General features: G+C 69.3%; 3 protein-coding genes and 1 rRNA gene. All 4 read right to left on the bottom strand.

Annotated elements, in window-relative coordinates; genetic code table 11:
• A 16S ribosomal RNA gene (locus ACWEVN_RS44380) occupies nucleotides 1-70 on the bottom strand; the annotation flags it as partial.
• Nucleotides 71-722: 652 nt separating this feature from the next.
• The gene (locus ACWEVN_RS44375) at nucleotides 723-1,904 is read right to left on the bottom strand and encodes a low temperature requirement protein A (protein ID WP_452055296.1); all 1,182 of its coding nucleotides are present in this window, start codon (nucleotides 1,902-1,904) and stop codon (nucleotides 723-725) included.
• A 428-nt stretch (nucleotides 1,905-2,332) separates the two neighbouring features.
• Nucleotides 2,333-3,802, bottom strand: a complete 1,470-nt coding sequence (locus tag ACWEVN_RS44370) for an MFS transporter (protein ID WP_452055295.1) — start codon at nucleotides 3,800-3,802, stop codon at nucleotides 2,333-2,335.
• A 67-nt stretch (nucleotides 3,803-3,869) separates the two neighbouring features.
• The gene (gene dnaE / locus ACWEVN_RS44365) at nucleotides 3,870-7,457 is read right to left on the bottom strand and encodes a DNA polymerase III subunit alpha (RefSeq protein ID WP_449687833.1); all 3,588 of its coding nucleotides are present in this window, start codon (nucleotides 7,455-7,457) and stop codon (nucleotides 3,870-3,872) included.
• Nucleotides 7,458-7,669: the final 212 nt, after the last annotated feature.

Genomic DNA, 7,669 nt, shown 5'->3' with positions numbered 1-7,669 from the left:
AGCGTTCGACTTGCATGTGTTAAGCACGCCGCCAGCGTTCGTCCTGAGCCAGGATCAAACTCTCCAACAATGTCTTCGAATTCAATCGAGGCAAAATGTATTGCTCTCAAAGGAAACCCCGACGAGGGGGTTTCAATAATAAGCTCTACTGGCTTAGTTCACTAGCACACTGTTGAGTTCTCAAGCAACACACTTCGGACCGCCGCGCCGCGAAGGCGCCTTGGTCTTCGGCTTTTGTTTCAAGCTTTGTTCCAGGGATACCACCCTGGTTCGGGACCACCCACTCTACCACGATCGTGGGAGCTTGGTTCGTGTTCCCGGCGGCCGCTCGGTTTCCCTGGCGACTTGGAGAACTTTACATGCCCCCGAAACCCCCTTGCACAGGGGGGTACCTTTTTTCGCGCCAGGCCTCTGACCTGCACCGATACGGCCGCCACGGCGGGGAGACGGCCCCGACGCCCGGTGCGCCGCTCAAGCCGGCCGGGGAGACCGGTGCGCCGCTCGGGCCGACAGCGGGGGCCGGTGGGCGGCCGCGGAGACCGGCGCTCCCTCAGGCCGAACGCGGAGACCGGTTGCGCCGATCAAGCCAGCCCCAGCAACCGGTGCCCCTTAGACCACCGCGGACGCCGTTGCGCCACAGGCCAGCCCGGAGGCCGGTGGCCCCTCAAGCCCGGCCGCGGACCCCGGCGCGCCCGTCAGACCGGCCGCGGCGACCCAGCACCTCAAGCCGGCCGCGGGGAGCCGTGCGTTGCGATGACCGTCACCACCACCAGTGCCGCCGTCAGGCCGGCCGCCGCGTGGATCGGGGCCGGTGTGAACGAGGCTGTCAGGACCAGCGCCGCCGTTGCCGGGAAGCCGATGGCGATCGGGCGGCACTCGTTCGTCGGCCCTATGTGCAGCAACCACACGCTCAGCAGGAACACCGCCACCGGCACCGTGGTCGGCAATGCCGCCGCCACTCCGCCGAGGTGCGATGTCCCCGTGTCGTACGCCACCGCCACCTCGAGGCCCGCGCCGACCGCCGCCGCGGAGGCGAAGATGAAGTAGTGGCCGTAGCCCCAGCTCATCGAGGTGAACATGCCCGGGCGGCGGACCAGCCGGGCGTGTCCCGGCCGGTCGAAGTACAGCCACCACATCGAGAACACGAGCACCAGGCCGGCCGCGGCCAGTGACACCAGTGCTCCGATGTGCCCTGGCTCGGCCGTTCCCTCCTTGATCGCGTTGGTCGCGCTCAGGATCGTCTCGCCGAGCACGATCAGCGTGAACAGGCCGTACCGCTCGGCGATGTGGTGCGGGTGCCACGTCGTCCCCCCGCGGCTCTCGGCCCACACCGGCACCGCGAGCTCCGCCAGCACCAGCACGACGAACGCGACGGCGCCCGCCGTCGCCGGTACCCACAGCCGCGCGATCCACAGCACCTGGACCACCACGATCCCGGCGGCGTAGCGCAACGCGGCCGGACGGCACTCCGGCTCCGAGCGCGCCGCGCGCAGCCACTGGACCACCATCGCCAGCCGCATCAGGACGTACCCGGCGACGATCACGCGGAAGTCGCCCTCGAACGCGGTGGACACCCCGGCCGCGATGGTCAGGCCGCCGGCGATCTGCAGGAGCGTGGCCAGCCGGTACGGGACGTCGTCGGTGTCGAACGCCGAGGCGAACCAGCTGAAGTTGAGCCAGCCCCACCAGATCGCGAAGAACACCATCGCGAACGACGTCACGCCGTGCGCGGCGTGCCCCTCCGCGAGCGCGTGGTGCAACGCCGCCGCGGCCTGGCCGACGGCGACCACGAAACACAGGTCGAAGAGCAGTTCCAGCGGGGTCGCGACGCGGTGGTGCTCACCGCGGTCGCGGGAGCGCATCGGCCGGTACCAGACCCGGGTCCCGGACGGCTGTTCGGTCATCGGGACTCCCCCGCGTCGGCCTCGGACGGACGCGATCATCCCAGCACGAGCGGCACGGGAGCGGCGAGCACGACACGGGTGAAGCAGACGGACGGGCCCGGTTCCCCCTCACCCGGGCCCGCCCGCCGCCGTCACGCGCCGGCGGGCACCGATGGGCAGCCCTTCCGCGAGCGCCGGACGGTCCCCCGCGGACGCCGACACTCACTGGACGGAAGGTGACCGAGTGTGTCCATTCCCTCGAACTCCGGACGCCTCGATCGCTCGAGCCGGTCACCCCATCCCCGGGTGGCCGACTGATTGCCACTGTCGGTAGCCGAAGCCGCGCAGTGAAGGCTCCATAAGATCTACCCGGTCGCTCTCCGTAGCACCAGGGTCTTTCCTCGCTCGTCACTCGGATGGAGCATCGCGAATCTGCGGAAAGTAGTGTCTCAACCCCGGTGGACGTCCGCGGCGGACGTCTCGGCCTTCCGGGCTTCCCGCTCCTGCTCGGACGCCCGGTGCCGCCGCGCCCGGAGCTCGGCGACCGCCAGCGCGAGCGCGCCGCACGTCAGGACGGCCGCGCAGCCGAGCGCGACGGTGAGCGCCACGGGATAGCCGTGGCCGAGGACCAGGCCGAAGACCGACGCGAGCACCGCGGTGCCGATCGCCGTGCCGATCCGCTGCCCGGTCTGCAGCGCGCCGCCGGCGACGCCGGCCATCCGGACCGGCACGCACTCCAGCGTCAACGTCGTGTTCGGCGAGATCACCATCCCGCCGCCCACGCCCGCGAAGAGCAGCGGCAGCGCGAACGCCCACCCGGACGCCGACGGCGGGACCAGCTCGGCGAGCAGCGCGACACCCAGCAGCCCGGCGGCGACCATGGCCAGCCCGGTCACCGTGAGACGGCGGCCGTACCGGGGCACGAGCCGCCCGGCGACCGCGGCCGACACCGCCGAGCCGAGCGCGAACGGCGTCACCGACAGGCCCGACTGCAGCGGCGAATAGCCGAGACCCTGCTGGAAGTACATCGCGAAGACCAGCCAGATCCCGGCGAAGCCGCAGAAGTAGAGGGCACCGACCGCCGCGCCGGCCGCGTAGCCGGGGGTGCCGGTGAACAGGCGGGTGTCCAGCAGCGGCGACCGCCCGCGCCGGACCACCGAGCGCTCCCAGCGCACGAACACGACCCCGAAGACGAGCGCGACCGGGAACAGCCACCACAACCGGGCGAGACCGCCTTGGTCGGACTCGACGACCGGGAGCAGCACGCCGAGGACGGCCACGGCCAGCAGCCCGATGCCGACGAAGTCGATCTCCGACCGGATCCTGAGCTGTTTCTTCTCACTCCGCGGCAGCAGCCGCAGGGCCAGGGCGAACGCCAGGACGCCGATCGGGACGTTGACGTAGAACACCCAGCGCCAGCCGTCCTCGGCGCCGAAGAGCGCGATGATGGCGCCCCCGAGGATCGGGCCGACCGCCGTGGAGATCCCGACGACGGCGCCGAACATCCCGAACGCGCGGCCGCGCTCGGCGCCGCGGAAGAGGTCCTGGATCAGGCCGGTGTTCTGCGGGGTCAGCATGCCCGCCGCGACCCCCTGGGCGAGCCGCGCGATGACCAGCGTGAGCTCGTTCGGGGCCGCGCCGGCCAGCGCGCTGGTGAGGACGAACGCGGCGAGGGCGCCGAGGAACATGTTCCGCCGGCCGAACGCGTCCCCGAGGCGGCCGCCGGTGACCAGCACCAGGCCGAACGCCAGCGCGTAGCCGGAGACGACCCAGCGGATCCCGCCGCTGCTCGCGTGCAGGCCGGCCTGCATCGAGGGGAGGGCGACGTTGACGATGCTGACGTCGAGCAAGCCCATGAACCCGGCCGTCAGCGAGACGGCAAGCGCTTTCCAGCGGCGGGGGTCGGGTTCGTACGTCATCCTGTCCAGCAAACACGAAAGGCGGGATCCGCGCGCGCTGTGCGCCCGGATCCCGCCCCGAGGAACGTCACGTCGACGCGGTGATTCCGCGGATGCCCTTCAGCTCGCCGATCAGCATCGAGCTGACCTTCACCGGGTAGTCGTAGAGCGCGAAGACCGTCTGGTTCTTGCCCACCAGCTTGAGGTGCACCGGGGTCTCCCCCTTGTGGGCGAGCAGCGTCGACCGCAGCTCGCTCACCACCGACTGGTCGATCTTCTCCGCCGCGGCCAGCAGGACCAGCGGCGGCTCGTCGTCGCCGTTGCCGGTGCCGACCTCGGACAGGTCCAGTGTGGCCAGGCCGCCGCCGAAGACCGACATCTTGTCCTCGCGCCAGTTCACCCGGCCCTTGACCAGCACCGCGTTGTCCTCGATCAGCTCACTCGCGAACAGCGCGTACGACTTCGGGAAGAACAGGACCTCGAGCGAAGCGTCCATGTCCTCCACCGTGCAGATCGCCCAGGGTTCGCCCTTCTTGTTGACCCGCCGCTCGAGGGAGGTGATCAGCCCGGAGATCACGAGCTCACCTTCCTTCGGCGGGTCGTTGAGGATGCTCGCGATCGGCTTGGGCGCGTGCTTGCGCAGGATCCGCTCGGCGCCGTCCAGCGGGTGCGCCGAGACGTACAGGCCGAGCATCTCGCGCTCGTAGGCGAGCAGCTGCTTGCGCGGGTACTCCTCCTCGCCGAACTTCAGGTGCGCGAGCGGGGACGACGACGGCGCCGCCTCCCCCTCGTCGCCGCCGAAGCCGAACAGGTCGAACTGGCCCATCGCCTCCTGGCGCTTGAGCGGGACGACGGCTTCGACCGCGTCTTCGTGGACCTGGATCATCGACAGCCGCGTGTGGCCGAGCGAGTCGAACCCGCCCGCCTTGATCAGCGACTCGATCACCCGCTTGTTGCAGGCCACGAGCTCGGACTTGTCGAGGAAGTCGGTGAAGGACGCGTACTTGCCCTTCTCCTCGCGGGTCTTGATGATCGACTCGACGACGTTCGCGCCGACGTTGCGGACGGCACCCAGCCCGAAGCGGATGTCGTCCCCGACGGCCGCGAAGCGCAGGGCCGATTCGTTGACGTCCGGCGGGAGCACCTTGATGCCGAGCCGGCGGCACTCGGACAGGTAGACCGCCGACTTGTCCTTGTTGTCACCCACCGAGGTGAGCAGCGCGGCCATGTACTCGGGCGTGAAGTTCGCCTTGAGGTACGCGGTCCAGTAGGAGACCAGGCCGTACGCGGCCGCGTGGCTCTTGTTGAACGCGTAGCCGGCGAACGGGAGGATCGTGTCCCAGAGCGCCTTGACGGCTTCGGCGGAGAACCCGCCCGGGACCAGGTCACTGGCCTTCATCCCGGCTTCGAAGCCCTCGTACTCGAGGTCGAGGACTTCCTTCTTCTTCTTGCCCATCGCGCGGCGCAGAACATCTGCCCGCCCCATCGTGTAGCCGGCCACCTTCTGGCCGATGTGCATGATCTGCTCTTGGTACACGATCAGGCCGTAGGTGTCGGCCAGGATCTCCCGCAGCGGCTCGTCGAGCTCCGGGTGGATCGGCTTGACCTTCTGCCGGTTGTTCTTCCGGTCGGCGTAGTCGTTGTGCGCGTTCATGCCCATCGGGCCGGGGCGGTAGAGCGCGCCGACCGCGACGATGTCGTCGAACACCGTGGGCTCCATGCGGCGGAGCAGGTCGCGCATGGGCCCGCCGTCCAGCTGGAACACGCCGAGCGTGTCGCCGCGGGCGAGCAGCTTGTACGTCTCCGGGTCCTCGACGCCCAGGGTGTCGAGGTCGATGTCGATCCCGCGGTTGGCCTTGATGTTGTCGATCGCGTCACCGATGACGGTGAGGTTCCGCAGGCCCAGGAAGTCCATCTTCAGCAGGCCGATGGCCTCGCACGACGGGTAGTCCCAGCCGGTGATGATCGAGCCGTCGTCGCGCTGCCAGAGCGGGATCGCGTCGGTCAGCGGGTCGCACGACATGATGACCGCGCAGGCGTGCACGCCCGCGTTGCGGATCAGGCCTTCGAGGCCACGGGCGGTCTCGAAGATCGTCTTGCACTCTTCGTCGGTCTCGACCAGCGCGCGGACCTCGGCGGCCTCGCCGTAGCGCTCGTGCTTGTTGTCGACGATGCCCGAGAGCGGGATGTCCTTCGCCATGATCGGCGGCGGCAGCGCCTTGGAGATCTTGTCCGCGATCGCGTACCCGGGCTGGCCGAAGTGGACGCGCGCGGAGTCCTTGATCGCCGCTTTGGTCTTGATGGTGCCGAAGGTGATGACCTGGGCGACCTTGTCCGCGCCGTACTTCTCGGTGGCGTACCGGATCATCTCGCCGCGCCGGCGGTCGTCGAAGTCGATGTCGATGTCGGGCATCGAGACGCGCTCGGGGTTGAGGAACCGCTCGAACAGCAGCTTCTGCGGGATCGGGTCCAGGTTCGTGATACCGAGGACGTACGCGACCAGCGAGCCGGCGGCCGAACCACGGCCGGGGCCGACCCGGATGCCGACGCGGCGGGCGTAGCTGATGAGGTCGGCGACGATCAGGAAGTAGGCCGGGAAGCCCTTCCCGATGATGACGTCGAGCTCGATCTCGATGCGCTCGTTGTAGTACTCGTCCGGCACGCCGTCCGGGAAGCGCCACTTCAGGCCGCGCTGGACCTCTTCGCGCAGCCAGCTGCCCTGGTCGTAGCCCTCCGGCACCTCGAAGAACGGCAGCCGGTCCTTGTGCGCGTACACCTCTTCGTAGGACTCGACGCGCTCGGCGATCATCAGCGTCGTGTCGGCCGCGCCCGGGACCTCCTTGTCCCAGTACTCGCGCATCTCGGCGGCGGACTTGAGGTAGTAGCCGTCGCCGTCGAACTTGAACCGGGTCGGGTCGTTGAGGGTCTTGCCGGCCTGGACGCACAGCAGCGCCGAGTGCGTGTCCGCCTGGTCCTTGGTGACGTAGTGCGAGTCGTTGGTGGCGATCGGCTTGAGGTCGAGCAGCCGGCCGATCTCCAGGAGGCCCTCGCGGACCGACCGCTCGATCGGCAGGCCGTGGTCCATCAGCTCGAGGAAGAAGTTGTCGGCGCCGAAGATGTCCTTGTAGTCGGACGCGGCCTGGATGGCCTCCTCGCGCTGGCCCAGCCGCAGCCGGGTCTGCACCTCGCCGGACGGGCAGCCGGTGGTGGCGATGATCCCCGAGTGGTTCTCGGAGATCAGCTCGCGGTCCATCCGGGGCTTGCGGTAGTAGCCCTGCATGCTGGCCAGCGAGGACAGCTTGAAGAGGTTCCGCAGGCCGGTCGCGTTCGAGGCGAGCATGGTCATGTGCGTGTACGCACCGCCACCGGAGACGTCGCCGCCCTCACCGAACTCGTCCGAGCCGCGCTGGTTGGCCTGGCCCCAGAAGACGGGCTTCTTGTGGAACCGGCTCTCCGGCGCGATGTAGGCCTCGATGCCGATGATCGGCTTGATCCCGGCCTTCTTGGACTGCTGGTAGAACTCGTCGCCGCCGTACATGTTGCCGTGGTCGGTCATGCCGACCGCGGGCATGCCGAGACGCGCGGCCTCCGCGAAGAGGGGGGCGATCTTCGCCGCACCGTCGAGCATCGAGTACTCGGTGTGGACGTGCAGGTGGACGAAGGAATCGTTCGACACCAGCGAAAACCTCCCCTAGGTGGACCGGACCGGCGCGCGGCGGGTCTCCCACCTTATCCCGCACTCGCCGGGCTCGATTGTGCGCCTCGGCGGGGCCGCGGGAGTGCACCGACGCGCGGCTCCTTCGGGCGGAAACGATCACGACACGCGCCGCTGCCGACCGGTCACGCGCGGACGCCGGTCGTGAGTGGCAAGGCGGGTTAGAACCCGCC

This window comes from Amycolatopsis sp. NPDC003861 (assembly GCF_053605405.1).
Note: the sequence above shows the minus strand (reverse complement) of the source record. Positions and strands in the feature narration are given on the sequence as shown.

Excerpts from the sequence above, each read along its gene's own strand:
- ACWEVN_RS44375 (WP_452055296.1), bottom strand. The coding sequence starts at position 1,904 with ATGACCGAACAGCCGTCCGGGACCCGGGTCTGGTACCGGCCGATGCGC.
- ACWEVN_RS44370 (WP_452055295.1), bottom strand. The coding sequence starts at position 3,802 with ATGACGTACGAACCCGACCCCCGCCGCTGGAAAGCGCTTGCCGTCTCG.